General features: G+C 63.0%; 18 protein-coding genes. 13 read left to right on the forward strand and 5 right to left on the reverse strand.

Annotation, left to right across the window (positions count from 1 at the left end; genetic code table 11):
* Positions 1-5: 5 nt before the first annotated feature.
* From PSEST_RS02495 to PSEST_RS02555, 13 genes are all read left to right on the forward strand, one after another.
* Positions 6-1,271, forward strand: coding sequence for a glutamate-5-semialdehyde dehydrogenase (locus tag PSEST_RS02495; protein WP_015275499.1), 1,266 nt, complete (start codon positions 6-8; stop codon positions 1,269-1,271).
* Positions 1,271-1,930, forward strand: a complete 660-nt coding sequence (gene nadD, locus PSEST_RS02500) for a nicotinate-nucleotide adenylyltransferase (protein WP_015275500.1) — start codon at positions 1,271-1,273, stop codon at positions 1,928-1,930. Before PSEST_RS02495 ends, nadD begins: the two co-directional genes overlap by 1 nt.
* Positions 1,931-1,945: 15 nt before the next feature.
* Positions 1,946-2,305 carry a ribosome silencing factor gene (gene rsfS / locus PSEST_RS02505; protein WP_015275501.1) on the forward strand — a complete coding sequence of 120 codons (360 nt, stop codon included), beginning with the start codon at positions 1,946-1,948 and terminating at the stop codon, positions 2,303-2,305.
* A gap of 3 nt (positions 2,306-2,308) precedes the next feature.
* On the forward strand, positions 2,309-2,776 hold the full coding sequence (gene rlmH / locus PSEST_RS02510; protein WP_014818954.1) for a 23S rRNA (pseudouridine(1915)-N(3))-methyltransferase RlmH: 468 nt from the start codon (positions 2,309-2,311) through the stop codon (positions 2,774-2,776).
* 9 nt (positions 2,777-2,785) lie between these two features.
* Positions 2,786-4,675, forward strand: coding sequence for a penicillin-binding protein 2 (gene mrdA / locus PSEST_RS02515; RefSeq protein ID WP_015275502.1), 1,890 nt, complete (start codon positions 2,786-2,788; stop codon positions 4,673-4,675).
* Positions 4,672-5,817 (forward strand): rod shape-determining protein RodA, encoded by a 1,146-nt coding sequence (rodA, locus tag PSEST_RS02520; protein ID WP_015275503.1) that lies wholly within the window; start codon positions 4,672-4,674, stop codon positions 5,815-5,817. Before mrdA ends, rodA begins: the two co-directional genes overlap by 4 nt.
* A gap of 47 nt (positions 5,818-5,864) precedes the next feature.
* A complete protein-coding gene (gene mltB / locus PSEST_RS02525; protein WP_041756429.1) occupies positions 5,865-6,842 on the forward strand; it encodes a lytic murein transglycosylase B in 978 nt (325 codons plus the stop codon).
* On the forward strand, positions 6,839-7,831 hold the full coding sequence (locus PSEST_RS02530; protein ID WP_015275505.1) for a septal ring lytic transglycosylase RlpA family protein: 993 nt from the start codon (positions 6,839-6,841) through the stop codon (positions 7,829-7,831). Before mltB ends, PSEST_RS02530 begins: the two co-directional genes overlap by 4 nt.
* A gap of 48 nt (positions 7,832-7,879) precedes the next feature.
* On the forward strand, positions 7,880-9,037 hold the full coding sequence (locus PSEST_RS02535; protein WP_015275506.1) for a D-alanyl-D-alanine carboxypeptidase family protein: 1,158 nt from the start codon (positions 7,880-7,882) through the stop codon (positions 9,035-9,037).
* A gap of 66 nt (positions 9,038-9,103) precedes the next feature.
* On the forward strand, positions 9,104-9,385 hold the full coding sequence (locus tag PSEST_RS02540; protein WP_015275507.1) for a DUF493 domain-containing protein: 282 nt from the start codon (positions 9,104-9,106) through the stop codon (positions 9,383-9,385).
* Complete coding sequence (lipB, locus tag PSEST_RS02545) at positions 9,385-10,041, forward strand: lipoyl(octanoyl) transferase LipB (protein WP_015275508.1); 657 nt, start codon at positions 9,385-9,387, stop codon at positions 10,039-10,041. Before PSEST_RS02540 ends, lipB begins: the two co-directional genes overlap by 1 nt.
* Positions 10,034-11,011: a lipoyl synthase gene (gene lipA / locus PSEST_RS02550; protein WP_015275509.1), complete on the forward strand. Its 978-nt coding sequence runs from the start codon at positions 10,034-10,036 to the stop codon at positions 11,009-11,011. The genes lipB and lipA overlap by 8 nt, the downstream gene beginning before the upstream one ends.
* 202 nt (positions 11,012-11,213) lie before the next feature.
* Positions 11,214-11,558, forward strand: a complete 345-nt coding sequence (locus PSEST_RS02555) for a hypothetical protein (RefSeq protein ID WP_015275510.1) — start codon at positions 11,214-11,216, stop codon at positions 11,556-11,558.
* A gap of 86 nt (positions 11,559-11,644) precedes the next feature.
* On the opposite strand, the gene PSEST_RS02560 is transcribed toward PSEST_RS02555, so the two are convergent.
* The 5 genes from PSEST_RS02560 to leuS all read right to left on the reverse strand — a co-directional run bounded on the left by PSEST_RS02560 (position 11,645) and on the right by leuS (position 17,579).
* On the reverse strand, positions 11,645-12,943 hold the full coding sequence (locus PSEST_RS02560; protein WP_015275511.1) for a lytic murein transglycosylase: 1,299 nt from the start codon (positions 12,941-12,943) through the stop codon (positions 11,645-11,647).
* Between the two features lie 62 nt (positions 12,944-13,005).
* Positions 13,006-13,164 (reverse strand): alternative ribosome rescue factor ArfA, encoded by a 159-nt coding sequence (gene arfA, locus PSEST_RS02565; RefSeq protein ID WP_015275512.1) that lies wholly within the window; start codon positions 13,162-13,164, stop codon positions 13,006-13,008.
* A gap of 93 nt (positions 13,165-13,257) precedes the next feature.
* Positions 13,258-14,286 (reverse strand): DNA polymerase III subunit delta, encoded by a 1,029-nt coding sequence (gene holA / locus PSEST_RS02570; protein ID WP_015275513.1) that lies wholly within the window; start codon positions 14,284-14,286, stop codon positions 13,258-13,260.
* Between the two features lie 37 nt (positions 14,287-14,323).
* Positions 14,324-14,929: an LPS assembly lipoprotein LptE gene (gene lptE / locus PSEST_RS02575; protein WP_015275514.1), complete on the reverse strand. Its 606-nt coding sequence runs from the start codon at positions 14,927-14,929 to the stop codon at positions 14,324-14,326.
* 43 nt (positions 14,930-14,972) lie between these two features.
* Entirely contained in the window at positions 14,973-17,579 is a 2,607-nt protein-coding gene (leuS, locus tag PSEST_RS02580) for a leucine--tRNA ligase (protein WP_015275515.1), read from the reverse strand.
* Positions 17,580-17,653: the final 74 nt, after the last annotated feature.

A 17,653-nucleotide genomic window follows, 5' to 3' on the forward strand; every position in this document is an offset into this window, starting at 1 on the left:
GATCCATGACCGAGTCCGTACTCGATTACATGACCCGCCTGGGCCGCGCCGCGCGCGAGGCCTCGCGAGTGCTTGCGCGCGCCAGTACGGCGCAGAAGAACCGCGCCCTGCAGGCCGCCGCCGCAGCGCTCGATGCTGCCCGCGACGAACTGGTGCGGGCCAATGAGCTGGACCTGGCCGGTGGTCGTGCCAATGGTCTGGATGCCGCCATGCTCGACCGCCTGGCGCTGACGCCCAAGGTGATCGACGGCATGATCGAAGGGCTGCGCCAGGTCGCTACCTTGCCGGATCCGATCGGGGCGATTCGCGACATGCGCTACATGCCGTCCGGCATTCAGGTCGGCAAGATGCGGGTGCCACTGGGGGTGGTCGGCATCATCTACGAATCGCGGCCCAACGTGACCATTGATGCCGCCAGCCTGTGTCTGAAGTCGGGCAACGCGACCATCCTGCGTGGCGGATCGGAAGCCATTCATTCCAACCAGGCGATTGCCCGCTGCATCCAGCTCGGCCTGGCCGAGGCCGGTCTGCCGGCCGCCGCCGTGCAGGTCGTGGAAACCACGGACCGTGCCGCGGTCGGCGCGCTGATCAGCATGCCGGAGTTCGTCGATGTGATCGTGCCGCGCGGCGGCAAGGGCCTGATCGAGCGTATCAGCCGCGACGCCCGGGTGCCGGTGATCAAGCATCTGGACGGCATCTGTCATGTCTATATCGACGTGGCAGCAGACGTCGACAAGGCCATCCGCATCGCCGACAACGCCAAGACCCAGCGCTTTGCGCCGTGCAACACCATGGAAACGCTGCTGGTGCATCCGGGCATTGCCGAGCAGGTGCTGCCGCCGCTAGCAGCGATCTATCGCGAGAAGAGCGTGGAGCTACGGGGCTGCCCGCGTACGCGCGCCCTGCTTGGCAGCGATGTGCTGGAGGCGAGCGAAGAGGACTGGTCCACCGAGTACAACGCGCCGATCCTGTCGATTCGCCTGGTCGACTCGCTGGATGCGGCCATCGAACACATCAATCGCTACGGCTCGCAGCATACCGATGCGATCGTTACCGAGAATTTCACTGATGCCCGGCGTTTCCTCACCGAGGTGGATTCTGCGTCGGTGATGATCAACGCCTCGACGCGTTTCGCCGACGGCTTCGAGTACGGCCTGGGTGCCGAGATCGGCATTTCCACCGACAAGCTCCATGCCCGTGGTCCTGTCGGCCTGGAGGGACTGACAAGCGAGAAGTACGTCGTCTTCGGCGACGGTCACGTCCGTACCTGATGAGCCAAGGCAGCGGCGCCCGGCGCATCGGTATTCTCGGCGGCACCTTCGATCCGGTACACATCGGGCACTTGCGCGGTGCGCTGGAAGTGGCCGAAATGTTCGGTCTCGACGAGCTGCGGCTGATACCCAACGCGCGGCCGCCGCACCGTGACACCCCCAATTGCTCGGCGCAGGATCGCCTGGCGATGGTGCGCCTGGCGGTGCTGGATCTGCCGCCGCTATGCGTGGACGCGCGTGAGCTGGAGCGGGAAAAGCCGTCCTATACCATCGACACGCTGATATCGCTGCGCGCCGAACTGGGCGAGCAAGACCAGTTGTTGCTGGTGGTGGGCTGGGACGCCTTCTGCGGGCTGCCCACCTGGCATCGCTGGGAGGAGCTGCTCGATTACTGCCATATCCTCGTACTGCAGCGGCCGGACGCCGGCAGCGAGGCGCCGCAGGTACTGCGCGATCTGCTTGCCGCGCGCAGCGTGTCCGATCCCCAGGCGCTTAGCGGGGGCAGCGGGCAGATTGCCTTCGTCTGGCAGACACCGTTGGAGGTGTCCGCCACACAGATTCGCCAATTGCTGGCCAGTGGCAAGTCGGTCCGATTCCTGGTTCCCGATGCCGTACTGGCTTATATCAACGCGCACGGACTGTACCGGGCGTCGAACTGAGGTTGTTTTCACGTTATGCAAACTGAAGAGTTGGTCCAGCTGGCGGTTGCCGCCCTGGAAGATCTGAAAGGCCAGGACATCACCACCATCGATGTGCGTGGCAAGACCAGCGTCACCGATTACATGATCATCGCCAGTGGCAGTTCCAGCCGGCACGTAAAGTCGCTCGTCGAAAACGTGCTGGAGAAGGTCAAGGAGCAGGGCGTTCGCCCGATTGGCAGCGAAGGCCTGGAGGGGGGCGAGTGGGCACTGCTCGATCTGGACGATGTGGTCGTCCATGTGATGCAGGTGCCGACCCGTCAGTTCTACGACCTGGAACGTCTGTGGCAGGGCGCCGAACAGAGCCGCGCGCAGCACACTCACGACGCGGAGTGATCCGTGCGTATCAAGCTGATCGCGGTCGGCTCGAAGATGCCGCGCTGGGTCGAAGACGGTTGGCAGGAATACGCCAAGCGTCTGCCGTCCGAGCTGCCGCTGGAGCTGCACGAGATTGCGCTCAACACCCGCGGCAAGAACGCCGATGTGGCGCGGTTGATTCGCCAGGAAGGCGAAGCCATGCTGGGCAAGGTCCAGCCGGGCGAGCGCATCGTCACGCTCGAAGTACACGGCAAGCCGTGGAGCACCGAGCAGCTGGCCGCGGAAATCGAGCGCTGGCGGCTCGACGCGCGCAACGTCAATCTCATGGTTGGCGGCCCTGAAGGGCTGGCGCCTGAGGTCTGTGCGCGCAGCGAGCAGCGCTGGTCGCTGTCACCGTTGACCCTGCCGCATCCGCTGGTGCGAATCCTGATCGGCGAACAGATCTACCGCGCCTGGACGCTGTTGTCCGGTCATCCTTACCACAAGTAGTTCGCGAAGATGCCGCAACCGATTCAGCTCAAGGACCACGAGAAGGACGCCGTACTGGTGCGCCGTCGCGTCGTCGTGGGTCTTGCAGTCGTGTTGCTGCTGATCGGCGTGCTGGTAGCGCGGATGTACTACTTGCAGGTGGTGCAGTTCGAATACCACTCGACGCTATCGGAGAATAATCGCGTCCATGTGCAGCCGATCCCGCCCAACCGCGGGTTGATCTTCGATCGGCAGGGGCGCGTCATCGCCGACAACCGGCCGAGCTTCAGCCTGACGGTTACCCGCGAGCGTGCTGGCGACTGGAGGACCGTGCTCGATGCGGTGGTCGAGGTACTTGAGCTCAGCGAAGAAGAGCGCGGTCTGTTCGAGAAGCGTGTGCTGCAGGGGCGGCGGCCATTCGAGCCGGTGCCGATCATGTACGAACTGTCCGAAGAGCAGATCGCGCGCATCGCGGTGAACCAGTTTCGCCTGCCCGGCGTCGAGGTGGTGGCGCAGCTGGTCCGGCACTACCCGCAGGGCGCGCACTTCGCCCACTCGGTGGGCTACGTCGGGCGGATCAACGAGCAGGAAGTCAAGCAGCTCGACCCGGTCAACTATGCCGGTACGCACCACATCGGCAAGACCGGCATCGAGAAGTTCTACGAGGATGAGCTGCACGGGCAGGTCGGCTACGAGGAAGTCGAGACCAACGCCCGTGGCCGCGTGCTGCGTGTGCTCAAGCGAACCGACCCGATCCCGGGCAAGGACATCACCCTGTCGCTCGACCTCGATCTGCAGGAAGCCGCCGAGGATGCCCTGGGTGGGCGTCGCGGCGCGATCGTCGCGCTGTTGCCGGATACCGGGGAAGTGGTGGCAATGGTCAGCCAGCCAAGCTTCAACCCCAACCTGTTCGTCACCGGTATCAGCTTCAAGGACTACGGCGAGCTGCGTGATTCCATTGATCGGCCGCTGTACAACCGCGTGCTACGTGGGCTGTACCCGCCGGGTTCGACGATCAAGCCGATGATGGCCGTCGCCGGGCTCGACGCAGGCGTGGTCACGCCGACCACCCGGGTTTTCGATCCGGGCTTCTTCCAGCTGCCCAACGTGCAGCACAAATACCGCAACTGGAACCGCAGTGGCGATGGCTGGGTAGATCTGGATCTCGCCATCGCCCGTTCCAATGACACTTACTTCTACGACATGGCCCACAAACTGGGCGTCGATCGCATGCATGACTACATGACCCGCTTCGGCCTGGGGCAGCGTGTCTCGCTGGACATGCACGAGGAAACCGCTGGGCTGATGCCGTCGCGCGACTGGAAACGGGCGCGCTACCGCCAGCCCTGGTACCCCGGCGAAACCGTCATCCTCGGCATCGGTCAGGGCTACATGCAGGCCACGCCGTTGCAGCTGGCCCAAGCCACTGCGCTGATGGCGACGCGCGGCAAATGGATCCGCCCGCACCTGGCGCGCAGCATTGGTGGCGAGCTGCCGGTGGACCCCGATCCGCTGCCGGACATCCAGTTGCGCGACCCGCGCCACTGGGAGCACGCCATCCATGGCATGGAGCAGGTGCTGCATGGCGCCCGCGGCACGGCGCGCAAGGTCGGTGACACGTCGGTCTATCGCATCGCTGGCAAGAGCGGTACTGCGCAGGTGGTCGCCATCCGCCAGGGCGAGAAATACGACAGTGCCAAGCTGGCCGAGCGCCATCGTGACCACGCCCTGTTCGTTGCCTTTGCTCCGGTGCATGACCCGAAGATTGCGGTGGCGGTGATGGTCGAGAACGGTGAGTCCGGTTCCGGCGTCGCCGCGCCAGTGGCCAAGCAGGTCATGGACGCCTGGCTGCTGGATGAGGAGGGCAAGCTCAAGCCCGAGTTCGCTCCACCCGTGACCGCCCAGGGGAAGAAGCCATGAATGGCAATTTCGACCGTACCCTGTCGCGCGAGGACGTGCTGCGCCGCCGCGCCAGTCTTTTGCAGCGCCTGCATATCGATGGGCTTCTGCTGGTTCTGCTGCTGGTGCTGGCGGCCGGCAGCCTGTTCATTCTCTATTCGGCCAGCGGCAAGAACTGGGACTTGGTCATCAAGCAGGCCACCTCGTTCGGGCTTGGGTTGGGCGCGATGCTGGTCATTGCGCAGCTCGAACCGCGTTTCATGGCGCGCTGGGTGCCGCTGGGGTATCTCGGAGTGGTTGCGTTGCTGGTGGCAGTGGAAGTGGTGGGCCACACGGCGATGGGGGCCACGCGATGGATCAACATTCCCGGGGTGATCCGCTTCCAGCCATCGGAATTCATGAAGATCATCATGCCGATGACCATCGCCTGGTATCTGTCGTCACGCAGCCTGCCGCCGAGCATCAAGCACACCGCGATCAGCCTGGCGATGATCCTGATTCCCTTCGTGCTAATTCTCAAACAGCCGGATCTTGGCACCTCGCTGTTGATTCTCGCCTCCGGCGCGTTCGTGCTGTTCATTGGCGGGCTGCGCTGGCGCTGGATCATCAGTGCGGTGGCGGCTGTGGTGCCCATCGCCGTGGCGATGTGGTACTTCGTATTGCGCGATTACCAGAAACAGCGCGTGCTGACTTTCCTCGATCCAGAGAGCGATCCGCTCGGTACCGGCTGGAATATCATCCAGTCGAAGGCGGCGATCGGCTCGGGCGGGGTGTTTGGCAAAGGCTGGCTGGCTGGCACCCAGTCGCACCTGGATTTTTTGCCGGAAAGCCACACTGACTTTATCATCGCCGTGCTCGCCGAAGAGTTCGGTCTGGTCGGCGTATGTCTGCTCCTGCTGGTGTATATCCTGCTGATCACCCGCGGACTGGTGATCACTGTGCAGGCGCAGACATTGTTCGGAAAACTGCTGGCCGGTGCGTTGACGATGACCTTCTTTGTTTACGTTTTCGTCAATATCGGTATGGTCAGTGGGCTGCTGCCGGTTGTGGGGGTGCCTCTGCCCTTCATAAGCTACGGTGGAACTTCATTGGTGACCCTGTTGTCAGGGTTCGGGGTTTTGATGTCGATCCACACCCATCGCAAGTGGATCGCACAGGTTTGATGAGAGTGAATTTGTTGACTTCATTACGGCGTGGCTGGGTAGCACGGATGCTGGGGGGCGTGGGCTTGGCCGGCGCTATGCTGGGAAGTCTGCCGCTGCAGGCCGCGGACTACACCGGCCCGAACGTGGACGAGTTCATCGCGGAAATGACCCGCGATTACGGGTTCGCCGGCGAGCAGCTGCGTGACCTGTTCAAGCAGGCCGAACGTAAGCAGGCGATTCTCGACGCAATTTCGCGACCGGCCGAGCGGGTCAAGCCGTGGAAGGAATACCGACCGATCTTCCTTACCGATTCGCGCATCGCTCAAGGCGTAGATTTCTGGCGCGAGAACGAAGCGGCCCTGACTCGCGCGGAAACCGAATACGGCGTGCCGGCCGAGATCATCGTGGCGATCATCGGTGTCGAGACTTTTTATGGTCGCAACACGGGTAGCCATCGAGTGATCGATGCGCTGTCCACTCTGGGCTTCGACTATCCGCCGCGGCAGCCTTTCTTCCGCCAGCAGCTCAAGGAATTCCTGCTGCTGACCCGTGAGGAGCAGGTCGACCCGCTGACCCTGAAGGGCTCCTACGCCGGGGCCATGGGGCTGCCGCAATTCATGCCGAGCAGCTTCCGTGCCTATGCCGTCGACTTCGATGGCGACGGCCGCATCGATATCTGGAACAACCCCACCGATGCCATTGGCAGTGCGGCCAGCTACTTCAAGCAGCATGGCTGGACAGCCGGCGGGCCCGTCGTGGCTCGTGCGAAAGTGTCCGGCAAGCGCTTCGAGGAAGGTCTGACCGTCGGCCTGGAGTCGCAGAAGAACGCCGGCGAGATGCGCAGCCTGGGTTGGCAGTTCGACAAGTCCGTGGCTGATGACACGGCGGTGACTGCATTCCGTCTGGAAGGTGCTGAGGGCGACGAATACTGGCTGGGCCTGCCGAATTTCTACGTCATCACCCGCTATAACCGCAGCGTCATGTATGCCATGGCCGTGCATCAGCTGTCCCAGCTGCTGGCCGAAGCGCGAGGCGAACAATGAGTGCTATCTGGACAAGGCTTGTAGTGCTGGGCGTGACTGGCTTACTGCTGGCGAGTTGTTCGTCGACACCGGCGCCCAGTAGCACGCAGAGCAAGCCGGCCGGCAGCAGCGGCCCTGGCGACTATGCCCGGCCTCACAAGGACGGCGCACCCTGGTGGGACGTAGACGTTTCGCAGATCCAGGACGCGGTGCCGATGCCGCATTACGGTCCATACAAGGCCAATCCATACACCGTGCTGGGCAAGACGTATTTCCCGATCAGTGACGGGCGGCGTTATTCGGCTACCGGGACCGCCTCCTGGTACGGCACCAAGTTTCACGGGCAGCCCACCGCCAATGGCGAGAAGTACGACCTCTACGGCATGAGCGCCGCGCACAAGACCCTGCCATTGCCCACCTACGTCAAGGTCACCAATCTGGATAACGGGCGTACGGTGACGTTGCGCGTCAACGACCGCGGTCCGTTCTACTCCGATCGCATCATCGATCTATCTTTCGCGGCGGCGAAGAAACTCGGCTTTGCCGAAAGCGGCACGGCGCGGGTCAAGGTCGAAGGGATTGATCCGGAGCAGTGGTGGGCGCAGCAGGGACGTCCGGTTCCGAGCATGATGGCGCAGCCGCAGATGGCCGCCGCCAAACCCGCCAGCAGCATTGCCCAGCCGATCGAGCAGTACACACCACCGCCTCAGCAGCACGCTGCGGCCACTGTGCCGCTTGAAATCGATGCAAAAAAAAACGCTTCGCCCGCAGCCTCTGGCCTGTTTCTCCAAGTTGGCGCCTTCGCCAATCCGGATGCAGCTCAGTTGTTGAAGGACAAACTGAGCGGCGTGGTGTCTGCTCCGGTGTTCATCAGCTCGGTGGTACACAACCAGCAGACCCTGCATCGGGTACGGCTGGGACCCATCGACACGCCGGATGAGGCCATGCAGCTCGAGCAGAGCGTTCGCCTGGCCAATCTTGGTCAGCCGCGGCGCGTCGCTGCCGACTGACCCATTTGCAAACATTACCTGTTTTACCTGACCAACTTTGAGATTCGGATGAACATCACCAGCCTCGTGCAACGCTTCATAGTCCTGACTCTGCTGACGGTCGCCCCGACCGTCTGGGCGGCCCAGATCCTGCCGTCGGCGCCTCAGCTGGCCGCCAAGTCCTACCTGCTGATGGACGCGGCCAGCGGCGAGGTATTGGTCGAGCACAATGGCGACGAGCGTCTGCCACCCGCCAGCCTGACCAAGTTGATGACTGCCTATATCGCCACCCTGGAAATCCAGAAGGGCCAGATCAGCGACAACGACATGGTCACCGTGAGTGAAAAGGCCTGGCGTACCGGCGGCTCGCGTATGTTCATCCAGGTCAACACGCAGGTTTCGGTGGACGATCTGCTGCATGGCATCATCATTCAGTCGGGCAACGACGCCAGCGTGGCCATGGCCGAGCACATCGCCGGCAGCGAAGAAGCCTTTGCCGATCTTATGAACAGCGCCGCCCAGCGTCTGGGCATGACCAATACCCATTTCATGAATGCCACCGGCCTGCCGGACCCGGATCACTACTCCTCGGCTGGCGATATGGCCAAGCTGGCGCGGGCGATCATCTATGAAGATCCAGCGCACTACGCCATCTATGCGCAGAAAGAGTTCTTCTGGAACAACATCAAACAGCCGAACCGCAACCTGCTGTTGTGGCGCGACAAGACCGTCGATGGCCTGAAAACCGGCCATACCGAAGAAGCCGGCTACTGCCTGGTGGCGTCTGCCGTGCGCGACAACATGCGCCTGATCTCGGTGGTGTTCGGCACCGACAGCGAGCAGGCCCGTGCAGCAGAGACGCAGAAACTGCTGACTTATGGCTTCCGCTTCTTCGAAACCCGCACCTTCTACCAGAAAGGTACTGAGCTGGCCCAGGCGCAGGTCTGGAAAGGCCAGCAGGACAAGCTCAAGGCCGGCTTGGCACAGGATCTGACCATGACCCTGCCGCGTGGCCAGGTAGAAAAACTGCAGGCTGTGATGAGCTTCAACGGCACGCTCATCGCGCCGATCCAGCAGGGCGACGTGATCGGCAAGGTCGAGGTCAAGCTGGACGACAAGGTGGTGCGCAGCACCGACCTGGTAGCGCTGGAGACCATCGAAGAGGGTGGGCTGTTCCGTCGCTTTTGGGATAGCATTCGCCTCTTCTTCTACAGCTTGTTCAACTGACCACGCTCCAGTGCGCCTTGGCTGATCCCGCCGCGGCGCACCTGCGGATCACGAGTCCGTTACGCCATGACCGATAACCAAGATGTTGCTGCACCCAAGATCGATTTCCCTTGCGAGCGCTACCCGATCAAGGTGATCGGCGACGCCGGCGAAGGGTTCCGGGAGGTCGTGATCGAGGTCATCCAGCGCCACGCGCCGGATTTCGACGAGACCACCGTGGTTACCCGTGACAGTCGCAGCGGGCGCTTTCTTTCGCTGCAGGTACTGATCACCGCCACTGGCGTGGAACAGCTGCAGGCCATCCATGTCGACCTGCGGGCCACCGGCCGTGTTCACATGGTGCTGTGATGACCCACGAAGTGGGTGTGCGTGAGCTCGGCCTGATCGAATACCGGTCTGCCTGGCAGGCCATGCAGCAGTTCACCAATACACGCGATGCGGACAGCGACGACGAGATCTGGCTGTTGCAGCATCCGCCGGTGTTCACGCAGGGGCAGGCCGGAAAGGCCGAACACCTGCTGTTCCCGGGCGATATTCCGGTGGTGCAGGTGGATCGCGGTGGCCAAGTGACCTATCACGGCCCCGGCCAGCTGGTTGGCTATCTGTTGCTCGATGTCCGTCGCCTCGGAATCGGCGTGCGCGAACTGGTAAGTCGCATCGAGCGCAGCCTGATCGATCTGCTTGCCGAGTATGGCGTCGAGGCGACAGCCAAACCGGATGCTCCTGGTGTTTACGTCAATGGCGCGAAGATCGCGTCGCTGGGCCTGCGCATTCGCAACGGCCGGTCCTTCCACGGCCTGGCGCTGAACGTGGATATGGATCTCGAACCTTTCCGGCGCATCAATCCCTGCGGTTATGCAGGGCTGCCCATGACCCAGATGCGTGACTTGATCGGACCGATCGACATCTGCCAAGTGGCCGATAGACTGCGCGAGCAATTGGTCCGGCAGCTCGGATACGCGCAACAGAAGACCCTCGCGGGCGGAATCGAAGCATATGAGTAGTGTAGAAACAGCAGGCAAGCGCCCAGCCAAGGTAGAAGCCGGCGTCAAGCTGCGCGGTGCCGAAAAGGTTGCGCGAATTCCGGTGAAGATCATCCCCACTGATGAGCTGCCGAAGAAGCCGGACTGGATTCGCGTGCGCATCCCGGTTTCCCCGGAGGTCGACCAGATCAAGCAGACCTTGCGCAAACACAAGCTGCACAGCGTTTGCGAAGAGGCGTCGTGCCCCAACCTGGGCGAGTGCTTCTCCAGCGGCACCGCGACCTTCATGATCATGGGCGACATCTGCACGCGGCGCTGTCCGTTCTGCGACGTCGGCCATGGTCGGCCGAACGCGCTGGACCCGGATGAGCCGAAGAATCTGGCTCAGGCTATCGCCGACATGCGTCTGAAGTACGTGGTGATCACCTCGGTCGACCGCGACGACCTGCGTGACGGCGGCGCGCAGCATTTCGCCGATTGCCTGCGCGAGATTCGCAAGCTGTCGCCATCGATCCAGCTGGAAACGCTGGTTCCGGACTATCGCGGCCGCATGGATATCGCTCTCGACATCACTGCCAGTGAACCGCCGGATGTGTTCAACCACAACCTGGAAACCGTGCCGCGACTGTACAAGTCGTCACGCCCGGGCTCGGATTTCGAGTGGTCGCTGGATCTGCTGGAGAAGTTCAAGCAGCGTGTGCCGGGCGTACCGACCAAGTCCGGGCTGATGCTCGGCCTGGGCGAAACCGACGAAGAGGTTATCGAGGTCATGCACCGCATGCGCGAGCACGACATCGACATGCTCACGCTCGGCCAGTATCTGCAGCCGTCGCGCAACCACCTGCCGGTGCAGCGCTTCGTGCATCCCGATACCTTCGCCTGGTTTGCCGAAGAAGGCATGAAGATGGGTTTCAAGAACATCGCCTCGGGCCCGCTGGTACGCTCTTCGTACCACGCCGATCAGCAGGCGCATGGGGCCAAGCACGACTGATCCCAAACAGTCGCGCCAGCCGTCACAAGGAAAGCCGCAGGGTAATCGAGATTGCCTCTGCGGCTTTTTTCTGGTCACGCGCTTGAATCCGTTCTGCTTGCAACCGAAGCGTTGGCAAGAAAATTGCGGCATTACGACGCATTAGACTTTGGTCTATAGTGGCGTTCGTTTACACCATGAGGCCAACCGAGGGCCACAGCAGATGAACGAACCCCAGTTAAAGAACCTCCTTGACGATCTGGATGCCGCGAAGGTCGAGTGCGATGCGATGAGTCGCCTGGTCGTGACACGACTGGCCAAGCAGCACATTCCATACCGGGCGATGTTGGGGCAGGTGGAGCTGGACGGAAAGGTGGTGTCGCCGCACTTCTGGGTCGAAACCGATGGCTGTGTGATCGACTACCGTGCTCGCCAGCGTCTTGGCGGCGACCAGCGCGTACCGCATGGCGTCGTGCCGCGTGAGGCAGTGCAAGCGCATTACCAGGGGCAGCAGGTGGTCATCGATCCGTTGCCGGATTACCTCTATGAGGTGGCCATCAAGCATTGATGGTAACCACAGGCTCTCGCCTGTAGATGAAAGCAAAAGCCCCGGTATGGCCGGGGCTTTTCGTATCTTTCTGTTGTGTTTGGCAATCAGGGTTGCGCGCGCAGGCGGCCGAGCAGTTCCTGGGTCGGGTGGCCATCGGCTGGCCAGCCCAGGCGTTGCTGGAAGCCGCGGATGGCCTTGCGGGTATTGGCGCCAATGATGCCATCCGGTGTGCCCGGGTCGAAGCCTTGGGCGACGAGGCGCTCCTGCAATTCCAGACGCTCGGAGCGACTGAGCGGCTGCTCACCGCGTGGCCAGCTGCCGGCAACCTGTCCCTTGCCTTGGAAGTTCTCCGCCAGCAAACCGATCGCCAGCGCATAGGCCGAAGAATTGTTGTAGCGCAGGATGGCGCGGAAATTATCCATGATGAGGAATGCCGGGCCGCGGTGGCCGGCTGGCAGCAGCAGGCTGGCGTTGGCTTCGTCCTGGCCGCTGGGCAGACCATGGAGGCCGAGGCGGCGCCATTCGGCAAGCGGCTTGCGGATCTCGTTGTCGGCCAGGGCGTAGTCGAAGCCTTTCGGCAGCTGCACCTCGAATCCCCAGGGTTGCCCTTGTTTCCAGCCGGATGACTGCAGGTAGTGCGCTGCCGAAGCCAGGGCATCGGCGGAGCTGTTCCAGATGTCGCGCTTGCCGTCGCCGTCGAAATCCACGGCATGGGTGTTGTAGGTGGTCGGAATGAACTGCGTCTGTCCCATGGCGCCGGCCCAGGAGCCGCGCATGCGCTGTGGCGCAACATCGCCATGTTGGAGGATTTCCAGTGCGGCGATCAGCTGGCTCTTGGCGAATGCCGGGCGGCGGCCTTCATGGGCAAGAGTCGCCAGCGAGCGAATGACCGACTTGTCGCCCATGATCTGGCCGAAGCTGCTCTCCAGCCCCCAGACGGCGACCAGGGTTTCGCGATCAACGCCGTAGCGAGCCTCGATCCTGTCCAGTGTGGCGGCATGCTCGCTGAGTAGGCGCTGGCCGCTGCGCACGCGCTGGGGGGAGATGGCGCCTTCCAGGTACTGCCACACGGGACGAGTGAATTCGGGCTGGCTACGATCGGCCGCGATCACTGCGGGATCGGGTTCGACGCCGGCGAACGCCTGATCGAAGGTCTTGGCGGAAATACCTGCCGCCAGGGCTTCGCTACGAAACTGATCGCGCCACTGGCTGAAGCTCAGATGAGGGCTTTCTGGGACCAGGTCGACCGCGGCGGTGTTGCTATGCGAGCTGGTTGACGGTGGGGCGTTACTGACCAGAGTGGACTGCGCGAGGGGTTCGGCTGCACAGGCAACGACCAGGCTCATCGCCGAAGCGGCGACCAGGGTACGAAGCAGCAGAACGGGAACGAAGGTGTGATACATGCACCACTCTCGAAACGTGTCGTCGGCCGCAGACATTATCACGCTTTGGCGGTGTTGGGTTTTCAGGCTGCCAGAAGGACCGAAGCCTCCCAGTTGGTGGGCTGGGAGGCTTCGCGACGGTAGCTGCCTTTGCCTTTTTTCGGCGTTTCCTGGCGTTGGCGGAACAGGGGTTGCGCGACCAGGCTTTTGGCCTTGTTCGGCCGTTTCTTGCGTGTGCTCATCCGATTTCCCTCATGGTGGCCCACTATCGGGCGAGGGCATCATAGGCCTTGTGCAAAAATTGTCCAGTGCGGACCAGTGAAGCGTTCTGGCAGCTAGGCGCCGATCCGGCGGCCGCTCAGCTGCAGGCAGATATCGGCCAGCCCGATCCACGGATCGCCGGCCGCCTGGCCCTTGATCTGCTCGTCGATGCGTTGCGCATCCATCAGCAATCGGCTCCAGCCGGCCACGTTGTGCCGCTGCAGTGCCTTGGAAATCAGCGGACGGCGCTTGTCCCACACCGGTGGGCGGGCCTGGCTGAAGGCGCGGTCGAGCGGGATACCCTGGGCATACTGCTGAGCGATATTGGCCAGCAGGCGCAGTTCGCGCGCCAGGGCCCAGAGGATCACCGGCGCTTCGACCCCTTCACCGCGCAGCCCTTCCAGCATGTGTAGCGCGTGAGCCGCCTGGCCATGCAGGGTGGCGTCGATCAGGCCGAAGACATCGTAGCGGGCGCTGTCGGCGACTGCGGCTTGCACGGTGTCCGCGGTGACCTGCCCGGCTTCGGCAAGCAGTTTGAGCTTCTCGATTTCCTGTGCCGCAGCCAACAGATTGCCTTCAACCCGGGCGGCGATCAGTTCAACCGCCTCCTGATCGGCGGACAGGCCCGCCTGGGCCAGGCGTTGGCGAATCCATTGCGGCAACTGCGCGGCATCTACCGGCCAGATCTGCAGGAACTGCACGTCCTTGCCGTCGATCAGCGCTTTCGCCCATTTGGTCTTCTGCGTGCTGCCATCGAGCTTGGGCAGGCTGATCAGCAGCACGGTGTCCTCGGCCGGACGCGCCAGGTAGTCCAGCAGCGCCGCGGCGCCCTTGTCCCCGGGCTTGCCGTTGGGAATGCGCAGTTCAAGCAGGCGCTTCTCGGCGAACAGCGACAGGCTGGCACCGGCCTCGATCAGCTGGCCCCAGTCGAAGCCGGTTTCCACATGAAAGACCTGACGCTCGCTGAAACCTTGTGCGCGCGTCGCGGCACGGATCGCGTCGCAGGCTTCCTGGCACAACAGGTGTTCATCGCCACAGACGACGTAAACCGGCGCCAGCGGGCCTTGCAGGTGTTTGCCGAGCTGAGCGGGAGAAAGCTTCATGATGCGAAGACGGGGGCCTTGAGGCCCCCGTTACCTGTTACTGGATGGGCAGCTGGATGGGCGACTGTTGCGGCTGTGCATCCTGGGCGCGACGGGCTGCTTCCATGGCTTCAGCCTCGGCACGTGCCTTCGCTTCGGCTTCCTGCTGCAGGCGATCGAGCTGCGACGGCGTGATGCGCTGGATGCGCAGGGCCAGTTGTTGCAGCAGCTCGCGGCGCATTTCCTGGCGCAGCTGATCGCCTTCCTGGGACGAGCCGATCAGGTTGTTGCTGTCGTGCACGTAGACCTTCTGCACTTCGATGCTGTCTTCGAGCAGCAGCAGATTCTGCGGGCCGCGGAATTCGTAATCGAGTGTGCTGGTCAGCTCGTACTCGGCGCTGCGTGCCGAGCTGGTGTAGCTCGCGGTGCGCTGGCGGGTCTGTTCGTTGGCCAGGTTGAGGCTGTACTTGGCGGCCGGAGTGACGCGTACGCCGTTGCTTTTGAGCAGGTCTTCGAGCTGCTGCACCGTTTCGCCGTAGCTGTTACGTGCTTGCAGGTTGACTTCCTTGAGGCCGAACTCGACGTCGCCGGTGCCGCGCAGCTGGAAGCCGCAGGCACTCAGCAGCAGTGTCAGGCCCAGCACCATCAGATTCCGTTTGTTCATCTTGTTATCCCCTTGCAGGCCCGGCGCGGACGCCGGGGCCGAATCAGTTAGCGACGATATTGACCAGTTTGCCCGGCACCACGATGACCTTGCGGATGGTCAGGCCTTCGGTAAAGCGCAGCACGTTCTCGTTGCTACGGGCGGCGGCCTCGACTTCCTCGCGAGTGGCGGCGGCCGCTACTTCGATCTGGCCGCGCAGCTTGCCGTTGACCTGCACCACCAGGGTCAGGCTGTCCTGCACCAGGGCAGATTCGTCGACCTTCGGCCATGAGGCGTCGATGATCGCGCCCGGCTTGCCGAGTTGCTGCCAGAGTTCGTGAGAAATATGCGGTGTGATCGGCGCGAGCAGCAGGGCGACAGTTTCCAGACCTTCCTGCAGCAGGGCGCGGTCCTGTTCGGTGGCGGTCGCGGCTTTCTCCAGCACGTTCATCAGCGTCATCACCTGGGCGATGGCGGTGTTGAATTTGTGGTGCTGGCCGACATCGACGCTGGCCTGCTTGATGGCCAGATGGATCGCGCGGCGCACGGCCTTCTGCTCATCGCTCAGGCTGGCGGTATCCAGCGCGCCCGCAGCACCCGCGCTGATGTGCGCATGGCCCAGACGCCAGACGCGGCGCAGGAAGCGACTCGCGCCCTCGACACCGGAGTCGGACCATTCCAGGCTCATGTCCGGCGGCGAGGCGAACATCATGAACAGGCGGCAGGTATCGGCGCCGTAGGCGTCGATCATGGCCTGCGGGTCGACGCCGTTGTTCTTCGACTTGGACATCTTCTCGGTGCCGCCGATTTCCACCGGTAGGCCATCGCTGGCGAGTTTGGCGCCGATGACCTTGGCCTTGGCATCGCGCTCGACGATTACGTCGGCCGGGTTGAACCAGTCCTTGCCACCATTTTCCAGGGTGCGGTAATAGGTGTCGGCCACGACCATGCCCTGGGTCAGCAGGTTCTTGAACGGCTCGTTGGAGCTGACCAGCCCCTCGTCGCGCATCAGCTTGTGGAAGAAGCGCGCGTAGAGCAGGTGCAGAATCGCGTGTTCGATACCGCCGATGTACTGATCCACCGGCAGCCAGTGATTGGCGGCGGCCGGGTCGACCATGCCCTGGTCGTAGTTCGGGCTGGCGTAGCGGGCGAAGTACCAGGACGACTCGACGAAGGTGTCCATGGTGTCGGTTTCGCGCTTGGCCGGTGCGCCGCACTTCGGGCAGCTGCATTCGTAGAATTCGGGCATGCGCGCCAGCGGGCTGCCGGCGCCGTCCGGTACCACGTTTTCCGGCAGCACGACGGGCAACTGGTCTTCGGGGACCGGCACATCGCCGCAGCTGTCGCAATGGATGATCGGGATCGGGCAGCCCCAGTAGCGCTGGCGGCTGATGCCCCAGTCGCGCAGGCGGAACTGGGTGCGCGCCTGGCCGAGGCCCTTCTTCTGCAGTGCCACTTCGATGGCGTCGAACGCACCCGCGAAATCGAGGCCGTCGAAGATGCCGGAATTGATCAGCTCACCGTGCTCGCCGTAGGCGTCCTGCCAGGGCGACGGAGTCAGGTCGCCGGCGCTGGTGCGTACCACTGGCTTGATCGGCAGGCCGTACTTGCTGGCAAATTCGAAGTCGCGCTCGTCGTGCGCCGGGACGGCCATGACCGCGCCTTCGCCGTAGTTCATCAGTACGTAGTTGGCGACCCACACCGGCAGCAACTCGCCGGTCAGCGGATGCTGCACGCGCAGAGAAGTGGCCAGGCCCTTCTTCTCCTGGGTGGCGATGTCGGCTTCGGCGACGCCGCCGCGCTTGCACTCGTCGATGAAGGCCTGCAGCTCGGGATCGTTCTGCGCCGCCAGGGTAGCCAGCGGGTGTTCGGCGGCCACCGCGACGTAGGTCGCACCCATCAGCGTATCGGGACGGGTGGTGAAGACCTTCATCTGACCTTCGCTGCCGATGCTGGCAATGTCGTAGGGGAAGCTGATTTCCATGCCGCGCGACTTGCCGATCCAGTTGCGCTGCATGGTCTTGACCTGTTCCGGCCAGCCATCCAGTTCGTCCAGACTCTCCAGCAGCTCATCCGCGTAGGCGGTGATCTTGAAGTAGTACATCGGGATTTCGCGCTTCTCGATCAGCGCGCCCGAGCGCCAGCCGCGGCCGTCGATGACTTGCTCGTTGGCCAGCACGGTCTGATCGACCGGGTCCCAGTTGACGGTGCCGTTCTTGCGATAGATCACGCCCTTCTGATACAGGCGGGTGAACAGCCATTGCTCCCAACGGTAGTAGTCGGGCTTGCAGGTGGTGACTTCACGCGTCCAGTCGACCGCCAGGCCCAGACTTTTCAGCTGGGCCTTCATGTAGGCGATGTTTTCGTAGGTCCACTTGGCCGGCGCCACCTGATTCTTCATCGCGGCGTTTTCTGCCGGCATGCCGAAGGCGTCCCAGCCCATGGGCTGCAGCACATTCTTGCCCTGCATGCGCTGATAGCGGGCGATCACGTCACCGATGGTGTAGTTGCGCACGTGACCCATGTGCAGCTTGCCGCTGGGGTAGGGGAACATCGACAGGCAATAGAAGGTGTCCTTGCCTGGCTGTTCGCTCACTTCAAAGGATTTCTGCGAATCCCAGTGGGACTGCGCGGCGGCTTCGATTTCGCGGGGCTGATACTGTTCGTGCATGGCTACTGGCGTTGGGATGGGGGCTGGCTCTCCGCAAATATGCTGGCGCAGGCTCGTCTGGCAGGTCCGGCGGA

This window comes from Stutzerimonas stutzeri RCH2 (genome assembly GCF_000327065.1).
Lineage (GTDB): Bacteria > Pseudomonadota > Gammaproteobacteria > Pseudomonadales > Pseudomonadaceae > Stutzerimonas > Stutzerimonas stutzeri_AE.

Coding starts and splice junctions, on each gene's coding strand:
- PSEST_RS02495 (WP_015275499.1), top strand. CDS start 6: ATGACCGAGTCCGTACTCGATTACATGACCCGCCTGGGCCGCGCCGCG.
- nadD (WP_015275500.1), top strand. CDS start 1,271: ATGAGCCAAGGCAGCGGCGCCCGGCGCATCGGTATTCTCGGCGGCACC.
- rsfS (WP_015275501.1), top strand. CDS start 1,946: ATGCAAACTGAAGAGTTGGTCCAGCTGGCGGTTGCCGCCCTGGAAGAT.
- mrdA (WP_015275502.1), top strand. CDS start 2,786: ATGCCGCAACCGATTCAGCTCAAGGACCACGAGAAGGACGCCGTACTG.
- rodA (WP_015275503.1), top strand. CDS start 4,672: ATGAATGGCAATTTCGACCGTACCCTGTCGCGCGAGGACGTGCTGCGC.
- mltB (WP_041756429.1), top strand. CDS start 5,865: ATGCTGGGGGGCGTGGGCTTGGCCGGCGCTATGCTGGGAAGTCTGCCG.
- PSEST_RS02530 (WP_015275505.1), top strand. CDS start 6,839: ATGAGTGCTATCTGGACAAGGCTTGTAGTGCTGGGCGTGACTGGCTTA.
- PSEST_RS02535 (WP_015275506.1), top strand. CDS start 7,880: ATGAACATCACCAGCCTCGTGCAACGCTTCATAGTCCTGACTCTGCTG.
- PSEST_RS02540 (WP_015275507.1), top strand. CDS start 9,104: ATGACCGATAACCAAGATGTTGCTGCACCCAAGATCGATTTCCCTTGC.
- lipB (WP_015275508.1), top strand. CDS start 9,385: ATGACCCACGAAGTGGGTGTGCGTGAGCTCGGCCTGATCGAATACCGG.
- lipA (WP_015275509.1), top strand. CDS start 10,034: ATGAGTAGTGTAGAAACAGCAGGCAAGCGCCCAGCCAAGGTAGAAGCC.
- PSEST_RS02555 (WP_015275510.1), top strand. CDS start 11,214: ATGAACGAACCCCAGTTAAAGAACCTCCTTGACGATCTGGATGCCGCG.
- PSEST_RS02560 (WP_015275511.1), bottom strand. CDS start 12,943: ATGTATCACACCTTCGTTCCCGTTCTGCTGCTTCGTACCCTGGTCGCC.
- arfA (WP_015275512.1), bottom strand. CDS start 13,164: ATGAGCACACGCAAGAAACGGCCGAACAAGGCCAAAAGCCTGGTCGCG.
- holA (WP_015275513.1), bottom strand. CDS start 14,286: ATGAAGCTTTCTCCCGCTCAGCTCGGCAAACACCTGCAAGGCCCGCTG.
- lptE (WP_015275514.1), bottom strand. CDS start 14,929: ATGAACAAACGGAATCTGATGGTGCTGGGCCTGACACTGCTGCTGAGT.
- leuS (WP_015275515.1), bottom strand. CDS start 17,579: ATGCACGAACAGTATCAGCCCCGCGAAATCGAAGCCGCCGCGCAGTCC.